General features: G+C 43.1%; 11 protein-coding genes and 1 pseudogene. 3 read left to right on the top strand and 9 right to left on the bottom strand.

Going from position 1 to position 20,495, the window contains the following annotated elements:
* The first annotated feature begins 7 nt into the window (after positions 1 to 7).
* Positions 8 to 1,024, top strand: coding sequence for a GNAT family N-acetyltransferase (locus NXX38_RS09395; protein ID WP_217721884.1), 1,017 nt, complete (start codon positions 8 to 10; stop codon positions 1,022 to 1,024).
* Positions 1,025 to 1,115: 91 nt separating this feature from the next.
* On the opposite strand, the gene NXX38_RS09390 is transcribed toward NXX38_RS09395, so the two are convergent.
* The 5 genes and pseudogenes from NXX38_RS09390 to NXX38_RS09370 form a co-directional block, all read right to left on the bottom strand.
* Positions 1,116 to 2,249 carry a glycoside hydrolase family 88 protein gene (locus NXX38_RS09390; RefSeq protein ID WP_258979364.1) on the bottom strand — a complete coding sequence of 378 codons (1,134 nt, stop codon included), beginning with the start codon at positions 2,247 to 2,249 and terminating at the stop codon, positions 1,116 to 1,118.
* Between the two features lie 4 nt (positions 2,250 to 2,253).
* The gene (locus tag NXX38_RS09385) at positions 2,254 to 3,549 is read right to left on the bottom strand and encodes a BNR repeat-containing protein (RefSeq protein ID WP_258979363.1); all 1,296 of its coding nucleotides are present in this window, start codon (positions 3,547 to 3,549) and stop codon (positions 2,254 to 2,256) included.
* A gap of 9 nt (positions 3,550 to 3,558) precedes the next feature.
* Positions 3,559 to 4,581 carry a glycoside hydrolase family 43 protein gene (locus NXX38_RS09380; protein ID WP_258979362.1) on the bottom strand — a complete coding sequence of 341 codons (1,023 nt, stop codon included), beginning with the start codon at positions 4,579 to 4,581 and terminating at the stop codon, positions 3,559 to 3,561.
* Positions 4,582 to 4,608: 27 nt separating this feature from the next.
* Positions 4,609 to 5,865, bottom strand: coding sequence for a DUF2264 domain-containing protein (locus tag NXX38_RS09375; protein ID WP_217721876.1), 1,257 nt, complete (start codon positions 5,863 to 5,865; stop codon positions 4,609 to 4,611).
* A 296-nt stretch (positions 5,866 to 6,161) separates the two neighbouring features.
* A pseudogene (locus NXX38_RS09370) lies at positions 6,162 to 7,717 on the bottom strand (ATP-binding protein).
* Positions 7,718 to 7,892: 175 nt separating this feature from the next.
* Between NXX38_RS09370 and NXX38_RS09365 the strand changes: the two are divergent.
* Complete coding sequence (locus NXX38_RS09365; RefSeq protein ID WP_258979361.1) at positions 7,893 to 10,484, top strand: helix-turn-helix domain-containing protein; 2,592 nt, start codon at positions 7,893 to 7,895, stop codon at positions 10,482 to 10,484.
* A gap of 81 nt (positions 10,485 to 10,565) precedes the next feature.
* Complete coding sequence (locus tag NXX38_RS09360) at positions 10,566 to 13,046, top strand: glycoside hydrolase family 31 protein (RefSeq protein ID WP_409012860.1); 2,481 nt, start codon at positions 10,566 to 10,568, stop codon at positions 13,044 to 13,046.
* A 688-nt stretch (positions 13,047 to 13,734) separates the two neighbouring features.
* Here NXX38_RS09360 and NXX38_RS09355 read toward each other — a convergent pair.
* The 4 genes from NXX38_RS09355 to NXX38_RS09340 form a co-directional block, all read right to left on the bottom strand.
* Complete coding sequence (locus NXX38_RS09355) at positions 13,735 to 14,880, bottom strand: ATP-binding protein (RefSeq protein ID WP_074556753.1); 1,146 nt, start codon at positions 14,878 to 14,880, stop codon at positions 13,735 to 13,737.
* Positions 14,881 to 14,976: 96 nt separating this feature from the next.
* Positions 14,977 to 16,947, bottom strand: coding sequence for a glycoside hydrolase family 97 protein (locus NXX38_RS09350; RefSeq protein ID WP_258979359.1), 1,971 nt, complete (start codon positions 16,945 to 16,947; stop codon positions 14,977 to 14,979).
* 35 nt (positions 16,948 to 16,982) lie between these two features.
* Positions 16,983 to 19,448, bottom strand: coding sequence for an alpha-L-arabinofuranosidase C-terminal domain-containing protein (locus NXX38_RS09345; protein WP_258979358.1), 2,466 nt, complete (start codon positions 19,446 to 19,448; stop codon positions 16,983 to 16,985).
* 36 nt (positions 19,449 to 19,484) lie between these two features.
* Positions 19,485 to 20,462 carry a glycoside hydrolase family 43 protein gene (locus NXX38_RS09340; RefSeq protein ID WP_217721866.1) on the bottom strand — a complete coding sequence of 326 codons (978 nt, stop codon included), beginning with the start codon at positions 20,460 to 20,462 and terminating at the stop codon, positions 19,485 to 19,487.
* Positions 20,463 to 20,495 lie beyond the last annotated feature (33 nt).

Genomic DNA, 20,495 nt, shown 5'->3' with positions numbered 1-20,495 from the left:
TATAAATATGATGATAAAGGAGCAAGTAAAAGCATTGTGGAAAGTCTGTTTTGACGATAGTGAAGAATTCGTCGAGATGTACTTCGGACTGCGCTACAAGACAGAGGTGAACGTCGCCATCCAAAGTGGTGATGAGGTAATCTCTGCCCTTCAGATGCTTCCTTATCCGATGACTTTTGGTGGAGAGACCGTGCAGACCTCCTATATTTCAGGAGCCTGTACGCATCCCGATTATCGAAGCAAAGGGGTCATGCGCGAGCTTTTATCACAGTCTTTCGCCCGGATGTTACGGAATGGGGTACACTTCAGCACATTGATACCGGCGGAACCCTGGTTGTTCGATTATTATGCCCGCATGGGATATGCTTCGGTATTCAAGTATTCAACTAAAGAGATCGTTTTGCCCGAGTTTATCCCTTCTAAAGAGATAGCGGTCAGTGTTGTTTCAGAATTTCAGGAGGAGGTCTATTCCTATTTGAATAAGAAGCTTTCCGAACGGCCTTGCTGTATTCAGCACACACCGGAAGACTTTCAGGTTATTATGACCGATCTTGCCATTAGCGGAGGTTATTTATTTGTAGCCAGACAGGAAAACGAAATCAAAGGAATAACCATTATATATAAAGGAGAAAAACAGATCATTATCAATGAACTTTGCGCTGATGATAAGGATGTGGAATATAGTTTATTGTATGCGATCAGGCAGCACACCGGATGCAAGCGCATGGTTCAACTACTGCCTCCCGAAGATAAACAGCCTCAACATCCGCTAGGCATGGCACGTATCATCAATGCCAAAGAAGTGCTGCAAATCTATGCCGCAGCTTTTCCCGAAGATGAAATGCAACTGGAATTATCAGACAAACAATTGTCTGTAAATAACGGCTATTATTACCTGTGCAAAGGAAAGTGCATGTATAATACCGAGCGACTGCCCGGTGCACATATACAAATGAATATTAGCGAATTAACCAATAGAATACTTCGGCCGTTAAAGCCATATATGAGCTTGATGCTGAATTAAATTTTAGGCACGGATTACACGGATTACGCTGTTGACTTATATTAAGACATGCCTCTAAGAGCTGTGAAATCCGTGTAATCCGTGCCTGTATTTATTTATTCAAATAACGAACCCGTTCGCAGGCTGCCAATAGAAACGCACCTACTCCAAAATTCGAAGTGGAGTTTGCGTCTACCACCTGACCGGGTATCGCTTTCTCACCAATCGGTTGCACATATCCAATCTTGCCATCAGGCTGCAAAGCAACTGTTGAAAGATATTTCCATGCTTTTTCAACCACCGGCTGATATTCTGCAGCATCCAGGAAACCGTTATTGATTCCCCATTGTAAACCATAGGTAAAGAAAGCCGTTCCACTGGTTTCCGGTCCCGGTGCATGCAGCGGGTCGAGCATACTGCGTGTCCAGTAGCCTTCCGGCTGTTGACAAGCAGCAACCGACTTAGCCAGGGTACGGAAACGGTCTATATATTCCGGACGATACTTATCTGTTTCAGGAAGTTCTTTCAAGACTTTTGCCAATCCGGCCAATACCCAGCCGTCTCCACGTGCCCAAAAATCCTTTTTGCCGTTCACACTTTTATGTTTAGGAAACACGTATTTTCCATCCCGATAATAGAGTCCGGCCTCTTCATCATACATAATACTATCAGCATAGGCGAGGTATTCATGCAATTTCTCCAAATAGAGCGGATTCTTAGTTATATTATACATCTTTGTCATGACCGGCATGACCATATACAAGCCATCTGCCCACCACCAATAATCATGATTGGGGGTACTCATCTGATATTCCATCACTTCGCGGGCACGGGCTATTTTCTGTGTATCCGGTTCCAGATTATAGAGATCGGCATACGTCTGGAAACAAATCTGATAGTCACCGAAAAGCACATAATCATCACTTTCACCGTAACTGTACTTCCAGTTTTCCTTATGATCTGATTTTGCCCCTTTCCATTCATTATGTTCCGCCCAGGCTTTCGAGTATTCCAAATAGTCCGGCTGCTTAGTCAAAAAATAAGCTTCCATATTTCCGGTGTGATAGGCGGCATTATCCCAAAAAGAACGTCCGTGTTCCGGATGATTCGTCTGCCAATAATGATTCACTTTATGAATGGTGTTTATCACTTCTTCAGCAGAAGCATCCTTCTTATCCGTACAACTTGCACAGATTGCACCGCCTAGAAAGAGTGCAGAAAAAAGAGTTGCATATCGTTTCTTCATACCTTTATTTATTTGTATCCATATTCGTTTCCAATACATATATCATTTGAGGCTCAATTTCCGCTGTGCGTTCACCATCTCCCTGACGGGTGTGTTGTACAAAGAGATGCAGTTTCCGCTGCTTTTTCCAAAGTTCCGTATCATGAGAGGGTTCCCAAGCATCCACGGAAAAATCCGTCAGATCCGTTATCGTCCACTTACTCGTACCCACATCATTCGCATATGCCATCGACACACGACTTCCCCGTTCTTCGTCACGGAAAATATAAAAGACTTCTCCACCTTCTACCACAATACGCGGACGGGCAATAGGGATCATTTTCGTACCTCCACCCTTCAAGGTAAAAGGTGTCTGGCGATCGGTTATCTGCCGTTGATGCCACACCTTCCCGTCATTCCAGACGATGCGGTATTGAGGAACATCACTATCGGGTTCCCGCCAATAAGTAGCTATATACGGATTTCCTCCCGCATCAGCACTCATACTCGTCTGATTAATCAACTCACAGTTTTGAGGCAAGTGACAGGCATACTCCGCATTGGACAATTTGATCGGGAGTTCATATTGTTCTCCACTCGTCTTATACCAGGTTACCCCATTATCGAAAGAACGGGCATAACAAATATCATGGTTTGTTTCCACATGCCAGGTCTCGCGCCATACCCATGAAAGATGAATCGTCCCTTTCTCATCAACATATAACTGCCAATAGGCATTCCGTTTATTTTCCCCATCGATCAGTATATCCTGCACACGAGTCCATTTATGTTCTTTCAGCGAATAACGGTTCATTACCAGATTTCCACGCCCCGAAGAACCGGAGCGGTAAACAAACAATAAATCTCCTCCGGATAAAGGATAGAACTCCGGATAGGTGACATTTGCTTCGTCAACTCCGGTCATGGGCATTTTATCCCCCAGTTCCAAAGAACCGGGAGCAATGCTCCGGCAATAATTCAATGGATGTCCATGATGGTCAAAAGAAACGTGTATGTATCCTTCTCCATCTATCATCATACTAATTATATTATGAGCATCCTTCACATTTCCCTGATATTGGGTGCGATGTAATGTCCATTGTTCCGAATCCAGTTTCCGCTTTCCAAGTACCAGATAGCCATCGTTATCGTAATAACTGATATATTGTTCATCACCGTGTGTAACCAGCGAGTTATTCCGAAAGACCGTCGTATTGACCGAAGTACAGCTATACCCCTTTCCCACTTCAACCAGATGCTGGGAACAGGCAATAACGGGAACGAGCATTATTCCGCAAAGTAGTAGCAGTATCCGTTTCATATTTATTTTTTATTTGTCAAAGATAGATAGGTTCCATTTTTCATGCCAAGGGATCGTTATTTTCCCATCTTTTACCAACACAGGCAACCATACATAACGGGAATCTTCCAAGTCCTTCTTCTTCCAACGGTCGAACATGGCAATATATGCATCCTTCTTTCCGACAACGGGCTGGACATAAGTACTCTGGGCATAAAACGTTTTATCTGCATCCGGTCCCGTACAAGGGTTTCCGATTGTCTTCCATGTTCCCATAATAGAATCGGCTACTGCGATCTCGGCTATATTAGGATCCCAACCAGTACAACCGGAACTTAACATATAATATTTACCATTATATTTAAACACAGCCGGAGCCTCCCTCGATTCTTTTACGAAATTGCGTGTAAAACGTCCGCTCGGTTTCAGATAATCATCAGTCAGAAGGCTGATATACATCGTTTCATTATTTTCTGAAGAATAAAACTGATAAGCACGTCTATCATCATCCACAAAAACAGTCTGATCGCGGCTCATCGCATTATTCGGACGAAAGCTTCCCTGATAAACGAACGGACCGACAGGAGAATCGGAAACTGCCACTCCGGCACAAGCCTTACTGTAATCAGCACTTTCCACATGGGCCCACATTACAAATTTGCCCGTTTTCTTATTATAAACCACTTTCGGACGTTCCAATACTTTGGAGGGGTGCAGGTCATGATTTGGATCGTCTTTAACTGCCGGAAGTACAATACCCTCAAATTTCCAATTCAGCAAATCTTTAGAAGAGTAACAACCTACTCCGGTCACATCCGTACGATAACACTCCCACGTAGCCCAGTCAGGCAAAATGGTTTTCCCTTTCTTGTATTCGCCATACCAATAGTAAGTGCCGTTATGATATAGAAGTCCACCACCATGGGCATTGATCGGATTCCCGTCCGTATCTTTCCAAACTTCTCTGGGGATAAATGCAGCGTTTTTCTGAGCTTGTACCGGCATCGGCAGCAAGCCAAGACAAACTACAATAAATAATAATAGTCTAGTCATATATAAATCTTTATTAGTTAGTCCATCTTAATGAACAGCATGATCTTTCGGGAAATCTTTCCCCTCCCAGGCTTTCTTACTTGTCCAATCCTCGGCAGGTGAAGTCCAGAATGGATGTTCTGCCGGAAGTCCCAATGGGAGGAATGCGAGTGAAGCCATATATAAGCTACCATTATTCGTATACCAGTCTGATATATTCGGCTGCTTACCATTGAATCCTAAAGTCAGGAATCCTTTTTCATTGAAATTATGATTATCACTAAACATTCGTTTGATAACTGCCGTCATAGCTGCACGTACTTGTCCATTTGGTAATTCTTTAGGGAGCCACTCTCTCCATGCCAGCAATGCCAAAGGTTGTAAAGTTCCTGTACGGTACGTGATAGAACGCCCGAATACTGGGAGCGTACCTTCCGGAGAAATAAACCGTTCCAGAATTATTCCAAAGCGTTGCATCCGTTTGACTGCACGATTATAATCGCAATCCGGCATATTCCAGACTTTGTTCTTACCGGCATTTGTCATGATTTCCAACGGTTCTATATACATAGGGTGCAAAACGAAACTATTATAATAGTCAAAAGCAAAATCCGGACCGTCCGAATACCAGCCATCTCCCACATACCATTCTTCCACTTTACGTAGAGCCGAAGCAATGCGATAAGTATCACTCGGTGCACCAGCCTTACGCAGGAAAGATTCCACTGTGGCAGAGAATAACAACCAGTTAGTATAAGGAGGGTCTACTCGGCGAAGTTGTGTAAATTCGGTAATATAACGTTGTTTTGTCACACTGTCCAGCGGAACCCACAAGGCATCATATCCTCTTATGAAACTTTCTGCAATATAGGCTGCATCCACCAACGTCTGTCCCTCTTTTCTCCACAACAAATAATCGGGACTTTCCGGATCTACAGCCTGCGCATAACTCTTTAACGCCCATTCGCGCAACTGTTTACGCTGAACACCTTCTGCCGTATCATCATCCGGCAATGAAATCCAGGGAGCCAGTCCTGCCATCAAACGCCCGAAGCACTCCATATAAGTGACATTCTTATTTCGTCCATCCCATGTCGGACTCAACTCTACCAACATGTTCTGTTGCAACTTGCCCTCACTCATATTACTAAGCACGGGTTCAGCCATTCGATATAATACTCCCGCCCACAGTTCACGGTCGTTCGGTTCTTTTACTTGTTTTTTCTTTTTCGCAGACAGATCCTGTGCAGGGATCAACAACATTGCTATCAGCAACAGTAGTAAGTAATGTCTATTCAAATTCATGATATTATTTTAGGTTTTTCGTCTACAAAGGTACTCCATACTTAGATAAATAGAGTCCAAATTTACGTCAAAAAGGGATACAAAAAGACCATTATTCGTATGAAAAGCTTTTATAAGGCCATCTTTTCGCAAATGAGTCTCATTGCCATTATATATAATACGACATTACTCCACTTTCCACCTATCCATTATTCCATATTTCAATGACCAACTATACTGTTTGCATGATATTGATATTGGTTGTTTTTGGGAAGATATATTAATCCCTAAGGCCGCTACATAACTTTCACAATGCACTATGCATCAGCATCAGGGATTATTTTCCACTCCTTAATGCCGCGTGTCTCGGAAGAGAAGTCAACACCTATCTTATATAATTTGCGGGAATCTTTAGCAAAAGGCAAAGCATAGTCCTTCTCCTCTATCTGACGCAAAGCATCGTCGGCAGTACCATCAAGTTTCAGTTCCATCACGTAAATATAGTCTTTGGTTTTCAACACAATGTCTATACGCCCATTACTAGTGGTACGTTCTACGTCGGTATAAAAGCCCAACATTTTGAACACCAGATACATTGCATTTTGAAAATAAAGTTCCATCTTCCCCGTTATCTTGTAGTCAGTATCGGCAAACATGGATTGCATCCGCTGCATAAAACTTTCGGGATCTCCACGTTCAATGTCCATGATAAAGTTAGTAATGAAAAATCCGGTTTTTCCTCTTCTACCGGTGTATAAAAAGGTATCAAATATTTAATGAAACCATTCTCCACTTCCTTATTCGGAAAACCCAACTGATAGTTGCCGAAACGTTCGTCATATCCCTTTATCGTGAGATATCCGCTCTGATAAATGACAGGAATAGGATTGCGTGACATGGAGTCAATGCTATTCAAAAAGTCACCGGGAACTTGCTCTTCGGTTAGTTTATCTAATTGGTAATTCGAATTCTTCATCAGATAAACAAGGAATGAAGGTGTACCTGTTTCAAACCAATAATCGGCAAACTTCATTTTTGCTAAAGTATTGAGGATACTGAAAGGATTATAGAGTCCTTCGGTTTTGTAGTCAAAATGATAACCATCGTACTGTTCCTTCAGTTTAGTGTAACATTCCTCCTTTGTCAACCCATTTCTTTCACCTAACAGTACCACATCATTATCAAAATATTCGTGAAGTTCTCCGTCTGTGATACCGCAAATATTGATGTAACGGCCGTCCATAGAGATATCATTCAGGTTATTCAAATCACTGAACACGCTCACCTTGCCGAATTTCGTCACACCTGTCAGGAAAGCAAGTTTGATATAGCGGTCCTGCGTTTTGAGTACAGAGTAGAAAGCTTTCAGCGTGCTGCGATATTCAGCCTGCAACACCTCGTTGCCAATAGCTTGCAGCATAGGCTTGTCATATTCATCCACAAGAATAACTACGCGATGACCGGTCTTTTCGTAAGCACGTTCTACAATTCCTTTAAAGCGCAGGGCGAAGGTTACTTCTGTAGGAAAGGTGCCATATATCTCTTCCCATTTTTTGAGACTGTCATCAAGAACATGATTCAAGCTATCCATCGCGTCATATTTGGCGGTGTTCAAGTCAAGATGAAGAATAGGATGTTCCTCCCATTTATGTTCCAGCTTCTCGATGGCAAGCCCTCTGAAAAGTTCCTTTTTCCCACTCAGATAAGCTTCCAGCGTAGAAAGAAGCAAGCTCTTCCCAAAACGTCGGGGACGGCTAAGAAAATAATAACGTCCGGTAGTAGCCATTTGATAGACTAACGCCGTCTTGTCCACATACACATAACCGTCATTTATCAGACTCTCAAAGTTCTGTATTCCTATGGGGTAAATCATAATGGGATGATATTTAAGTATTCACTACGCAAAGATAAACGATTTCCTCGCGTAGACAAAGTGAAGGGTGTTAAAAGATTAGGAATGATATCGCAAGAATGATTATATCATAATTATTCCCCCTATCCTCTTTATTTCCGAAAGAAACAATTACCTTTGTAATATTGAAATAGCCATGACTACCAATAGCTTGAGAAACATACGGATTCTGCTCTGCTTATTTTTCTGTTTCAGGATGACACCGTTCATATATGCCGGTGGATTCCTGTTCACCACCATCAATGCGTCGCAAGGATTGAGTGATAACCAAATACGTTATATCCTCCAGTTGCCCGACGGAAGAATGGTATTCACCACCAGCGGTAATGTAAATTTATACGACGGTGTACATTTCAGCTATCTTCACCGCACCACGGAATACGTATATCCATTAAACCAATATAACGGGCATTACCGCATTTACCAGAGTGGGGATTCTCTGTTATGGATTAAAGATACTCACAAACTGATGTGCATTGACCTGTACAGAGAGGAATACATTCCTGATTTAGATGCTTACTTTAAGAACAGAGAGATACAAGCCCCCGTAGAAGACCTTTTTGTAGACGGTTCAGGACACACCTGGCTACTCATTGCTAACGAATTACTGGAATTAAACAACAAGACCCGTATAACCTTGCCCGGCAAGTATTCCGGAAAATTGCAGGACCTGAATGCCGACAGTACCTCCCTATATTTATTCTATGACACAGGCGAAGTGTCCTGTTACCACATAGCCGACCAAAAAACTGTATACAATATAGCCGCTTATCCTGCATCCGAACAGGCTGAATATCAAAATACTTCTCTCGTCATCAAAAGCGCAGACGGCTTCTATCAACTACGCAACGGGCGTAAAGGCGGTTTATTCTATTTCAATAGCCACAAGCGCACATGGAAAAAACTCTTCGAACAGAACTATACTCTCAATACCCTTATCATTACCCCTAATGGTGAGAAAGCCTATATCAGTTGCGTTCACGGGTTTTGGATTATTGACCTCCACACAGGAACACAAAAATACATCCCCCTATTGGAAACCGGAAACAGACAGATTGTCTCTACCGAAATCAGCACTGTCTTTCAAGACCGGCAAGGAGGGTTATGGCTCGGAACTTTCAATCGGGGATTATTATATCATCACCCGTCCATGCATAAACTGACTCATATAGGTCGCAATGCATTTCCCGTCTCCCCGGAAGAAGAAATCAATATTGAATCTTTCGCCGAAGATAAAGATGGAAATATCTATCTAAAAGCTCATTCCCGAGTTTATCGACTGACAGTCAATGAGCAGAAATCCCATGTATTGAAATCGGCAGCTATCCCTACAATTTCTCCTGAAATCCTGAACCGGTTGAACACCCCAAGGAACTGTTATTTCAGAAACAAAGTATATCATACATTATATACCGACACACGCGGCTGGACATGGGCAGGAACTCCTGACGGACTGGAACTTTTCACCAGCGAAAACGACTCTATCCCACGTACCTTCTACCGCGAAAACGGATTGAGCAATAACTTTATCCAGGGTATCATTGAGGATAAATATCGAGACATCTGGGTAACGACCAGTAATGGTGTCACACGCATCCACATAAATCCGGAGAATAAGAACATCAGTTTCACCCGGTTCAATCAGTTGGACGGTGCTTTGGACGGCGAATACATAAAAGATGCCGTATTCAGTTCTTCCGACGGCACTCTCTATTTGGGTGGTATTGATGGCTTTAACATATTCCATCCCGACAAGGACTCCATTCATCCGATGCTTCCTGATCCGCCGGTTTTCACAGCCTTACGCTTGTATGGAGAAAAGGTGAATACTGGAAAAGAATATGGCAACCGCATCATCCTGTCCAAGGCTGCTCCTTATACAACCGAAATCGAACTGGACTATAACCAAAACTTCCTGACTTTCGAATTTTCGGCATTGAATTATATCAATCATGAACGCACATACTACCGTTATCAACTGGAAGGTATCGACCCGCAATGGATGAGTACATTTGCAGGAAGACAGGGAAATGCGACTGTGGGGAAAGGTCTTCTTCAAGCTGTTTACACCAATTTACCACCGGGAGATTATACATTCAAAGTCATGGCTTCGGACAATCCTCTTCAGTGGAACGGCAAAGTGACAGCAATAAAATTAACCATCCATGCACCGTGGTGGAAAACAACCACGGCTTATATCCTGTATGCAATCATTTTATTACTGATTGTTTTCACCGGTATCCGATTGTATATCTATTGGAGCAGAAAGGAAATGGAACGCAAGCATAAAGAAGAGATTCTATTACTCCGTATACGCAACCTGATCGAACAAAATAATTCTCTAACCTGTAGCATAGAAGAAACGTCTCCCGACCATCAGCAACAGGACACGGAAGAATCTGCATTTCTGGCACAAGCCATCAAACTGGTGGAACAGAATCTGCACGTCAATGGCTATTCGGTGGAGCAACTAAGCCGCGACCTCTGTATGGAGCGAACGGGATTATACCGCAAACTGGTGACTATGCTCGATCAGTCTCCCAGCCTCTTTATCCGCAACATTCGTCTGCAACGGGCAGCACAACTGATAACAGAGGGCAAGCTAAGTATTACAGAAATTGCGGAACACACAGGTTTTAGCAGTTCCAGTTATTTAAGCAAATGCTTTCAGGAAATGTACGGATGCCGCCCGTCAGAATATGCCGAAAAAGTGAAGAAATCAACGTGATTACTGTTTGTTTCAACCTGATTATTGTCCGTTTTACTTGCCTCTGCCCTACTTTTGCTGCATCATAAAGCACTAAAAACCATGAAAATGAATCTTATTAGAAAAGCCGGTTTCTTGCTGGTATGTGCAACAATGGTTGCAGCAGGCAATGGTACAGCACAAAATGTACAACGTACCTCACAAGGCATCAAGTGTGCCACACAGGGGATGGATGTCAACATTGAGTTTTATTCACCCTCCATTGTCAGGGTTTATAAGACGCCCAGTCAGAAATCTTGCAATAAAGAAAGTCTGGTCATTGTCAAAACGCCTGAGACAACTCCTGTTTCTTTCGGTGAAAAGGGGAAAAATGTGACATTAAGCAGTCGTCTTATCCAACTGGAAGTGAACCCGAAGACTGGGGGTATCCATTTTTTCGATTCGTCCGGCCAATGTCTGTTGACGGACAAAGATTACGGAACGCAATTCACTCCTTTCAATGATGCAGGTGTTCCGTCTTTCAATGTCCGCCAGGCTTTTTTGCTGGATAAAGACGAAGTAATCTACGGATTGGGACAGCAGCAGACGGGTAAAGTGAACCAACGTAACCAGAAACTACTCCTCCGCAATCAAAATATGAGTATCTGTATTCCGTTTATTCATTCCGTCAAAGGATATGCCCTTTATTGGGATAATTACTCTCCCACTACTTTCCTCGACAATCCGCAAGAGATGTCGTTCGACTCGGAAGTAGGCGACTGCGCTGATTATTATTTCATTTACGGTGGCAATGCGGACGGTGTAATAGCCGGAGTGCGCGAGCTGACCGGTCAGGCCCCGCTCTATCCGCTCTGGACACTGGGATTCTGGCAATGCCGCGAACGCTATAAAAGTCCGGACGAACTCTGCGAAGTAGTAGACAAGTACCGTGAACTGAAAGTACCACTGGACGGTATCATCCAAGACTGGCAATATTGGGGATGCAACGAAAACTGGAACTCGATGAAATTCCAAAACCCACGCTATATCAACAAAATGGGTGATCCGGAATACATGAAATTCCTCCCGAACGGAGAAGACAGAAATGCTAATTATGGAACGCCACGCATCAAAAGTCCGAAAGAAATGATCGACTATGTACATAAACAGAATGCACATATCATGATTTCAGTATGGGCCTCGTTCGGTCCGTGGACAGAGATGTACCAGAAAATGGATAGCCTGAAAGCATTGCTTCACTTCGAGACATGGCCTCCCAAAGCCGGAGTAAAACCTTACGATCCGTTCAATCCGACAGCACGCGATATGTATTGGGCAGAAATGAAAAAGAATATCTTCGATCTCGGAATGGATGGCTGGTGGCTCGACTCTACCGAGCCGGATCATCTGGAAATCAAGGACAAAGATTTTGATACCCCCACTTATCTGGGTTCATTCCGCAGAGTGCACAACGCTTTTCCTTTGATGTCCAACAAGGGTGTATACGAACATCAACGTGCCACCACTTCCGACAAACGGGTATTCCTGCTCACACGTTCGTCTTTCCTAGGACAGCAACGTTATGCGTCACATTCATGGAGCGGCGATGTAGTCTCTACCTGGGAAGTGATGAAGAAACAACTGGCGGCAGGACTAAATTACTCACTATGCGGCATACCATACTGGAATACCGACCTGGGCGGCTTCTTCGCATGGAAATATAACAATAATGTACACAATATCGCTTATCATGAATTGCACGTGCGCTGGTATCAGTGGGGAGCATTCCAGCCGATCATGCGTTCACACAATTCCAGTCCGGTAGCTGTGGAAATATACCAGTTCGGCAAGAAAGGAGACTGGGCTTATGACGCACTCGAAAAATATACTCACCTGCGCTATCGCCTTTTGCCCTATCTCTACAGCACTTCATGGGAAGTTACCAACAAAGCGGGCAGCATCATCCGACCACTCATGATGGATTTTCCTAAAGATAAGAAAGTACTTGAGATGGATACAGAGTATATGTTTGGCCGTAATTTCCTTGTCCGCCCCGTAACTGATTCGCTTTATACATGGCAGGACAACAAACAGAACGGCTATCAGAAGAATATGAATAAGATAGGAAAGACAGATGTTTATCTACCCGCAGGTGCCCAATGGGTTGATTTCTGGACCGGAAAAAGCCTGAAAGGCGGACAAACCATCCAGCGTGAAGTGCCTATCGACATCATGCCTGTCTATGTCCGTGCAGGTTCTATCCTACCTTGGGGACCGGCTGTACAATATTCCACCGAAAAGAAATGGGATAATCTGACACTTCGCATTTATCCGGGCGCCGACGCTGAATTTACTCTTTACGAAGATGAGTTCGACAACTACAATTACGAAAAGGGAGCACACACTACCATTGCCATGAAGTGGAATGATAAAGACCGCACCCTGACGATTAACGACCGCCAAGGTAATTACAAAGGAATGCTGAAAAATCGTAAATTCAATATTATCATTGTAGAACCGGGAAAAGGTTGTGGTGACGGTGATGCTACGACGTTCGATCAATCAGTTTCTTATAAGGGAAAGAGAGTTGGCTTAAAATTATAAAGTTTCAACTTTATTCCCACCATCTCACACTGGGGAAATAAACAGTAACCAATCGGTAGATTTCCCCCTAACACCTATTTTTTAATTTCACAAATACAGCCTTCACCTTTCACAATGCCCTATTCATCGGCATTTGCGGGTGAAGGTTACTCTTTCATCCGCCTTTCACCCTCCGTTTTCTTAACCCTGCATAATTCTTCTCCACCTGTTACTTCTAAAGACATATCTAACCTGTTTCCTACTCATTACTAACTAACTTCTTTTTCATTAACAACAAACTTTCTTTTGATTACTGGTAAACTTCTTATTACCAGTATGTAAACTTGCTTTTCATTAAATGCAATCTATAATTGCAAGTTGCGTTTATAAAAACAAAAGCTTTGATTATACAAATGCAAGTTTCATTTATATAATCAAAGCTTGCATTTATAGTTTTCTTATAAGGCAAAGAAAGTTTGGTTCCTATACAAAGGAAGTTTATCCTTTATAGAAAAGAAGTTTTCCTATAATAGTCCGGAAGCTATCTGCTAACACTTCTTCTGCCAACTATAGATGAAGGATTTAGCAAACTGGACAATCTGTGAAAGTCAGGGTAGAAAGGTGAAAGGAAAGTGAAAGCCTGCCCTTCACCCGCTAATACCGATGAATAGGGCATTGTGAAAGGTGAAGGGTATTTTCTTGAATATGATTATTTTAGTATACCAGCGTAAGGTAATGTCTGCAACCACAATTCCATAAAACGGTCGTATACACAATATCCCTCTTCCGCCTTAAATACATATTCTTTATTAATCAGGAATTTAAGGGCTGCATTAATACTACTCGAACCTTTCAATCCATATTTCTTAATAAATATAGAACTATTAATAGCCGTTACGAATTGCTCCCGGGCGATAGCGCGCAACAAAGTTGACTGATTTTCGGTCAACATACCATATAAACGCTGGTATTCATCCACCTCGGAACGAACTATATCTGCCAAACATTTCTCAAATATGGTTTCATTCAAGACGGGCTCCTTTTGTTCATAAAGTCGGTTCAGCACATACTGTACATACCATGTATGCCCATTAAAACGTCGATAAATCATCTGAAAGAGTTCATCACTCAATTCCTTTCCTCCGGCCTGCATCCAACGTATGGCAAAAAGAGAATAATGCTCTAAAGGGATGGATGCCAGATTCATCTTTTCCGTACTCCGGTAAAAAGGACGTTTCGCTGAACCAAACATTTCTGCCATCAGATGTTGTTTACTTCCTGAAAAAATAAAATGTACATGAGGTAAAAATTGAATGTAAGAACGCAACAAGCCTTCTACTCCTTTTTCCGGATATTCAGTGATCTGCTGAAATTCATCAATAGCGATATAACATTCTTTTCCCGAATGTTCCAGGTAATCAAAAATCTCTTTTAATGTTGCCTGTGCCTGGGAAGGTTGAAAATCAAGAGTTGCTTGTGGCACTCCCGTTAAGACATCGGGGGAAAACACTAAACGACAACTTCTAAAAAAGCCACTGATTGTCGCCAGCGTCTTCTGCGATAAATTATCTAATTTACCAATCACAGTCTGCCCGAACTGAATGATAAAATCATCCAGACATGTCGTAGAAAAAATATCCATGTAAAAACAAGCTGCCTCCGGATACTCCCGTCGTATCTGATGAAAGACGTTCTGTATTAATCCGGTCTTACCCATACGGCGAGGACTCATTAAGGTCACATTTCTTCCATTCCGTAAAGCGGAAATCAAATGTTCCGTTTCTTCTATCCGATCACAGAAATACTTAGGACCAGCATAGGCATAAATCAAAAAAGGATTATTTACGTCATTCATATTCAAGCAATTATTTATAGCGTAATTATTGTAGTACTTTTTATGCTACACAAATTACGCTATAAATAATGATTCTACCAAACTTTTGCCGAACAATCATTTCCCATATGATCCCGCCACGCTTCTATTCACCAATAGAACACCTCCCTGTGGAAGGATTTCCAGTTGCACTTTTCCGTTTTCTTTCACTTTCAACGGCAGAAGCTGCGGTTCTCCTTTTTTATCATCCTCATACAGAGAAACAGTTTTTCCGGCAAACATATCTAAATCCAGCCTCAACTTTACGATTTCTTTCCCGGCATTCACTGCTGCCAGATACCAGGTATCACCGTGGCGACGCGCCAAAACTACATATTTCCCCGGATATCCGTCAATAAAACGTGTCTCATCCCATGTGGTAGGAACCGTTTTCATATAGTCCATACAAACAGGGGAAACATCTTTCAGGTTGTTGGGAGCAAGCGCAAAATTCTGTATCGGATTCTGGAATAATACGGTAGTGGCTAATTGAAATATATCAGTAGTACGGCGGGTAGTTCCTCCGTCATTGTTGCGATTCAGCCGTTTGTTCAGAAAACAACCACCGAATTCCATGCAACCCACCGCATTGCGGATAAACGGATGCAGACAGGCATTGAAAGCCTCTTCATCACAGAAGTGCTGGCCGAAAACCATATTTTCGGAGGCCAGTACAGCCTCGCTGCCTACATAGTTCGGGTACATACGTTCCCATCCTCGAGGGATGGTGCAACCGTGGAAGATTACCATCAGACCGTGGTCGTCAGCATCACTCAAAATATCTTCATACAGGCGCATCGTTTCCTGCTTGTCGCCACCAAAGAAATCAACTTTGATTCCTTTCACTCCAAGGCTTTGCAACCATTTCATTTCACGTTTGCGGATAATGGCATTGTCCATGTGATTCACCGGCCCCTGCTCAATATCATTCCAATAGCCGGAAGAGCTATACCATAAGAAGAGTTCCACTCCTTTGCTTCGTGCGTATTCTATCAAAGATTTCATACGGTCACGGCCGATGTTCGTATCCCACCAGTTATCGATCAAGGCATACTCATACCCCATTGCAGCTGCAAAATCAATATAGCGCACCTGATCGTCACAGTTGATACTACCATCCTGCCAGAGAATCCAGCTCCATGTGCCGCGTCCGAAACGGTAGTCATGCTTCGTTTCATAAAGAGGACGTACGACATCCCAGATAACGGTTGTTTCCACAATCGGTTTCAAGGTTTCGCCAACAGTTATGGTACGCCAGGGAGTAGCACCGGGAAGGGCAAATGCCGGAGCAGAAGTTCCGTTACCGTTATTTTCTTCAGCCATCGGGAAAGCAACCGTATACAGATTGCCTTCGCTTACATCGCTCAAACGAGAACCGCAATAACGACTGTCCACACCTGTTTCGCTGACTAATACCCAACCATCGTCACCGATACGGAACAGACAAGGGAACGTGTAGCCATGCCCGTACTGCGAACGGTCACTCATGGGAGCATCTGCCTTGTACTCTTCCTCATAACTGGGTTTGGTACGTTTCCAACCTATCATGGCATCGCTTTGCGGACATAAGAAAGTAGTTGTTTGTTGCGGAAAGCAAAAGCCGGTTTCTTCGGCAGTTACCGTTACACTTCCTTTTCCATCCTGACGCGGAAGAGTATAACGGAAAGCTACATCGTGATTGCTGACACGAAAGACTACATCTATTTTCTGCCCTTTCGGATTCTCAAAATTACAAATCAGTTCGTTTGCCTGATAATGCACTTTGGAGGTTTTAATACGATCCTGATGATAGACAGTATCAATCGGAGTAACAGCGTGTCCTGTCAGTTTCATCCCTTTTGCAAAATCACCGATATTCGTATTCATACCCAAAGGAGATTTCTCCAACATTGTCTTTCCATTGTAGGTAATCGAATAACTTGGCTTTTCGGCTGGAGAAGCAGATACAACCAATTGCAGTTTTTCATCCGGCCCTTTCACTACCACTTCCTGTGCTATCAGAGAAGTCAGACAGCAACTAGCCAGCAGGGTACTTATTATCTTCTTCATATTATCTATGTCGTTATTATCTTCACTTTTTTCTGTTATTTCTCATTTGCCTTCTTTATGCGGATCACCGTAAAAGAATAGGCAGGTAATTGATAGTCAAACTTTTCTGCTACTTCCATCGTGTCTTCAACAGGTAGCGGGGTATCGACCGGTTTGCCGGTCAGTACGGTTCTTTTTGCAGAAGACTGTATAGCACCGATTCCGGAAAGGTCGACATTCATATTCACTTCTACGGGAAGTAAATTGACCAGTTTCACAATCACATCACCACTTGCCGAGTCACGGACAATAGAAGAAGCAATGCGTTTCCGCACTTGATCGTCTCTATTATCAAGAGTGATCTGCGACGGAAAATATTCGTTCCCGGCATTCTGTCCGTAGAGTTTCTGAACATAGTAGCCGGTGGTAGGTTTCACTTCCCGGTTATTGAAGTAAATCAAATCCGGATTCCACTGGGTATGTCCTTCTTTAGCGAGAAGAGGGGCATAGGAAGTCATGTGGACAACATCGCCATTACGTTCCAAGGCTGCAAGATAAAGAGCTTCTGTCAGTGCTGTTTCGATATTCGCCTTTCGTCCCGGTATGTGAGTTGCATATTCGCCCAAGTATACTTTTGTCTTTTTCGAACGATCGTATTTGTCGTAGAAATCCTGGTTGTTCAGGAACCATCCCGGAGTCTGGTAATAATGTTCGTCGACCATCGGAATACCCAGTTTGTCCGCCAACTTCCATCCTTCCACGTAGTCTGTACCCTCATTGAATGGTCCCACTGTACCGACAACAATCATTTCTGGATATTTTTCTTTGATGGCATTGAAGATCATCGTGAAGCGTTCTTCGAAGATATCAGTGATAAGATCTTCATTTCCGATACCGATGTATTTCAAATTGAATGGTTTCGGATGCCCGGCTTCGGCACGTACCTTTCCCCACTTTGTCTTCTTTGCGTCACCGTTTGCCCATTCTATCAGATCAAGAATATCCTGAATATAGGCTCCCATTTCGCTCATTGGAATACCGCCTTGCTGCCCTCCTCTCAAGTCGCCGTGACAGGCAGAGTTCTGGCAAGGAACACCAGCCGCCAGCACTGGAAGCGGTTCCGCACCAATATCTTCGCAAAACTGGAAATATTCAAAATAACCCAATCCCATGCTTTGATGGTATCCCCAAAGGTTACGCTGCGCTTTTCTTGCTTCCAACGGGCCTACTGTATTTTTCCATTGATAAATGTTCTTCAAACCATCACCGTGAGCCACACAACCACCGGGGAAACGGATGAAACGGGGATGAATATCAGCCAACACTTGAGCCAGATCTTTGCGAAGCCCGTTCTTACGTCCTTTAAATGTACTTTGCGGGAATAAGGAAATCATGTCCAGATTCAATTCACCAACAGATTGAGGGATGATTTCGAGATGAGTGTCCGCAGTAGCTTTAGCAGCTATCACTGCTTTATATGTTTTCCATTGACGGGAAGATACTGTTAGAGAAGTTTCTCCACACACATTTCCTTTTCCATCTACCAGACGAACCTGCAATTTATTTGATTTACCCTGCGGAACCCGGGCGAAGATGGAAAAATCATATTTCTCTCCGGTGTTCAGTGCGATTCCATCAAAACCTGTATTTTCTAATGCAGCTCCGGGTTGTTCCACATTCAGCACGGCATAATGTGGGTTATTGATATGAATAGGGTCGGTAGTATCAATAGTGAAAGTCGTTTTCTCTCCTTTCAGTGCCCAGGAATGAGTGCTGTTCCAGTTCTTATCTCCTTCCCTGTCCGAAGGGTCGTACTCGAAGTCGCGGTTTTGGATAAGTTCTGCGTAGAGTCCTCCGTCTGCCGAATAATTGATGTCTTCAAAAAAAGCGCCCAGCAATACATCACTAATGGCCTTTGCACCTTCCGGTTGTACAGTGACCGTTGCTTTTACAGGCTTCAAACCGGCAAAACGTTCTCCATCCTGTACCGGACGTTCTCCATGTAATGAGTTCCGATATTGATTCCAGCCATAATTTTTATCCAATCCATCCACCAAGGTCCAAACTACCCGGTTGATATTTCCTTTCTGCTCTTCTCCGGCAACAATAGCTTTCACTCTCACTCCGTCAAAATCCGGCGTAGTACGGGGATATTTCTGACTAGTCCAGTTGATTAAATCCTTGGAAGTAGCCTGGCCGTATCCATCACGGTCATTCAGTTTCCAGGTACAAATCCATTCGCCATCGGGCGATTGTTTCAAATAAGGATCAAGCATTTTCTTCTGTGATCCCCAGCGGCTATAATCGCACCGGAGATATCCGTAGTTCCGGCCAATTTCAAACCAGTTTTCTTTATCTGTACTCCAGGCGAAACGGAGTCCGCTGCGTCCGTCGTCTCCGGAAGTTGCAAAAGAAAACAGATAAACCGAATCGGGTGTACTCGTCATTTCCTTGATTGCAGCTAAAGTGACCTGCTGAAACGACAAAAACAAGACAACTAGAAAGAGGAATAATTTTCTCATGGTATATATTGCATTAAGATTATCAATCGCAAAGTTTTAGAAACTTTCCGGTTTACCATATGCCTTGAAAAGGCGTCGCAATTCTTTTTGAGTAATCGGAATAACAGTACCGTGACGTGGATGAAAATCCATGCTGACGGCATGGTCAATCACTTTAAAGTGTTCCAGATCGGAACTTTCGGTAAACTGGTATTTGCCTTTCATATACACATCGTACATCAAGATATATTTATCCGAACCAATCAATGGAAAAATGCCTGCACCTTCTACCGCATCCTTCGTCTGCTGCTTATAATCATCCGATTCCGCCCACTGTCCGGAGGTCAGAGAGGAAGTAGTCGCTTTTTTAATTCCATTTCCATTCCCTTCCGTTTTGTAGAACAAATGATAGAGTCCATCTTTATAAATAATGTCGCCATCAATACATGATTTTCTGTTTTTCGGAAGAAACAGTGGCTTCGGTTCTCCTTCTATATCTGTAAAATCTTTGTTGGCATAAGCATAATAAATGATATCGGGACCATTGCCATGTTGCATAGACCAGTAAACCATGTACTTCCCAGCTTCCTTATCATAAATAGTTTGTGGTGCCCACACACGTTTCAGATCCTCCTGATCTGGATATTTCTTTTGGATATTCACGACATTGGAAGTCCAGTGTACAAGGTCTTTTGATTTCAAAAGTACCATGGCACGGTTAGAACTCCATCCATTTCCGGATACCATATCCGTAACCACCATATAAAACGTCTTCCCATCTTCACAACGCAGAATATGAGGATCACGCACTCCACCTGTCGAACTAATCACACGGGAATCAAGTACCGGCTGATTTCCATTCAAGGCTTTATAATTATATCCATCAAGACTAACAGCCATCCGGACGGCTTCCTCACTCATACGATTGCCGGTAAAGTAAACAAACAGGTAAGCAGATTGCTGGCAATACCCAGTTAGCACTCCTATAAACAGGAATGCGAAAAGAATTATATTTTTCTTCATATTCATCGTCATTTCAATGCTTTTTCATCCATTGTTTTATTCTTG

The organism is Bacteroides sp. BFG-637 (assembly GCF_024793605.1).
Classification (GTDB): domain Bacteria; phylum Bacteroidota; class Bacteroidia; order Bacteroidales; family Bacteroidaceae; genus Bacteroides; species Bacteroides vicugnae.
The sequence above is the reverse complement of the archived record's forward strand: the minus strand, read 5'-3'. Positions and strand labels throughout refer to the sequence as shown.

Excerpts from the sequence above, each read along its gene's own strand:
- NXX38_RS09395 (WP_217721884.1), top strand. The coding sequence starts at position 8 with ATGATGATAAAGGAGCAAGTAAAAGCATTGTGGAAAGTCTGTTTTGAC.
- NXX38_RS09390 (WP_258979364.1), bottom strand. The coding sequence starts at position 2,249 with ATGAAGAAACGATATGCAACTCTTTTTTCTGCACTCTTTCTAGGCGGT.
- NXX38_RS09385 (WP_258979363.1), bottom strand. The coding sequence starts at position 3,549 with ATGAAACGGATACTGCTACTACTTTGCGGAATAATGCTCGTTCCCGTT.
- NXX38_RS09380 (WP_258979362.1), bottom strand. The coding sequence starts at position 4,581 with ATGACTAGACTATTATTATTTATTGTAGTTTGTCTTGGCTTGCTGCCG.
- NXX38_RS09375 (WP_217721876.1), bottom strand. The coding sequence starts at position 5,865 with ATGAATTTGAATAGACATTACTTACTACTGTTGCTGATAGCAATGTTG.
- NXX38_RS09365 (WP_258979361.1), top strand. The coding sequence starts at position 7,893 with ATGACTACCAATAGCTTGAGAAACATACGGATTCTGCTCTGCTTATTT.
- NXX38_RS09360 (WP_409012860.1), top strand. The coding sequence starts at position 10,566 with ATGAAAATGAATCTTATTAGAAAAGCCGGTTTCTTGCTGGTATGTGCA.
- NXX38_RS09355 (WP_074556753.1), bottom strand. The coding sequence starts at position 14,880 with ATGAATGACGTAAATAATCCTTTTTTGATTTATGCCTATGCTGGTCCT.
- NXX38_RS09350 (WP_258979359.1), bottom strand. The coding sequence starts at position 16,947 with ATGAAGAAGATAATAAGTACCCTGCTGGCTAGTTGCTGTCTGACTTCT.
- NXX38_RS09345 (WP_258979358.1), bottom strand. The coding sequence starts at position 19,448 with ATGAGAAAATTATTCCTCTTTCTAGTTGTCTTGTTTTTGTCGTTTCAG.
- NXX38_RS09340 (WP_217721866.1), bottom strand. The coding sequence starts at position 20,462 with ATGACGATGAATATGAAGAAAAATATAATTCTTTTCGCATTCCTGTTT.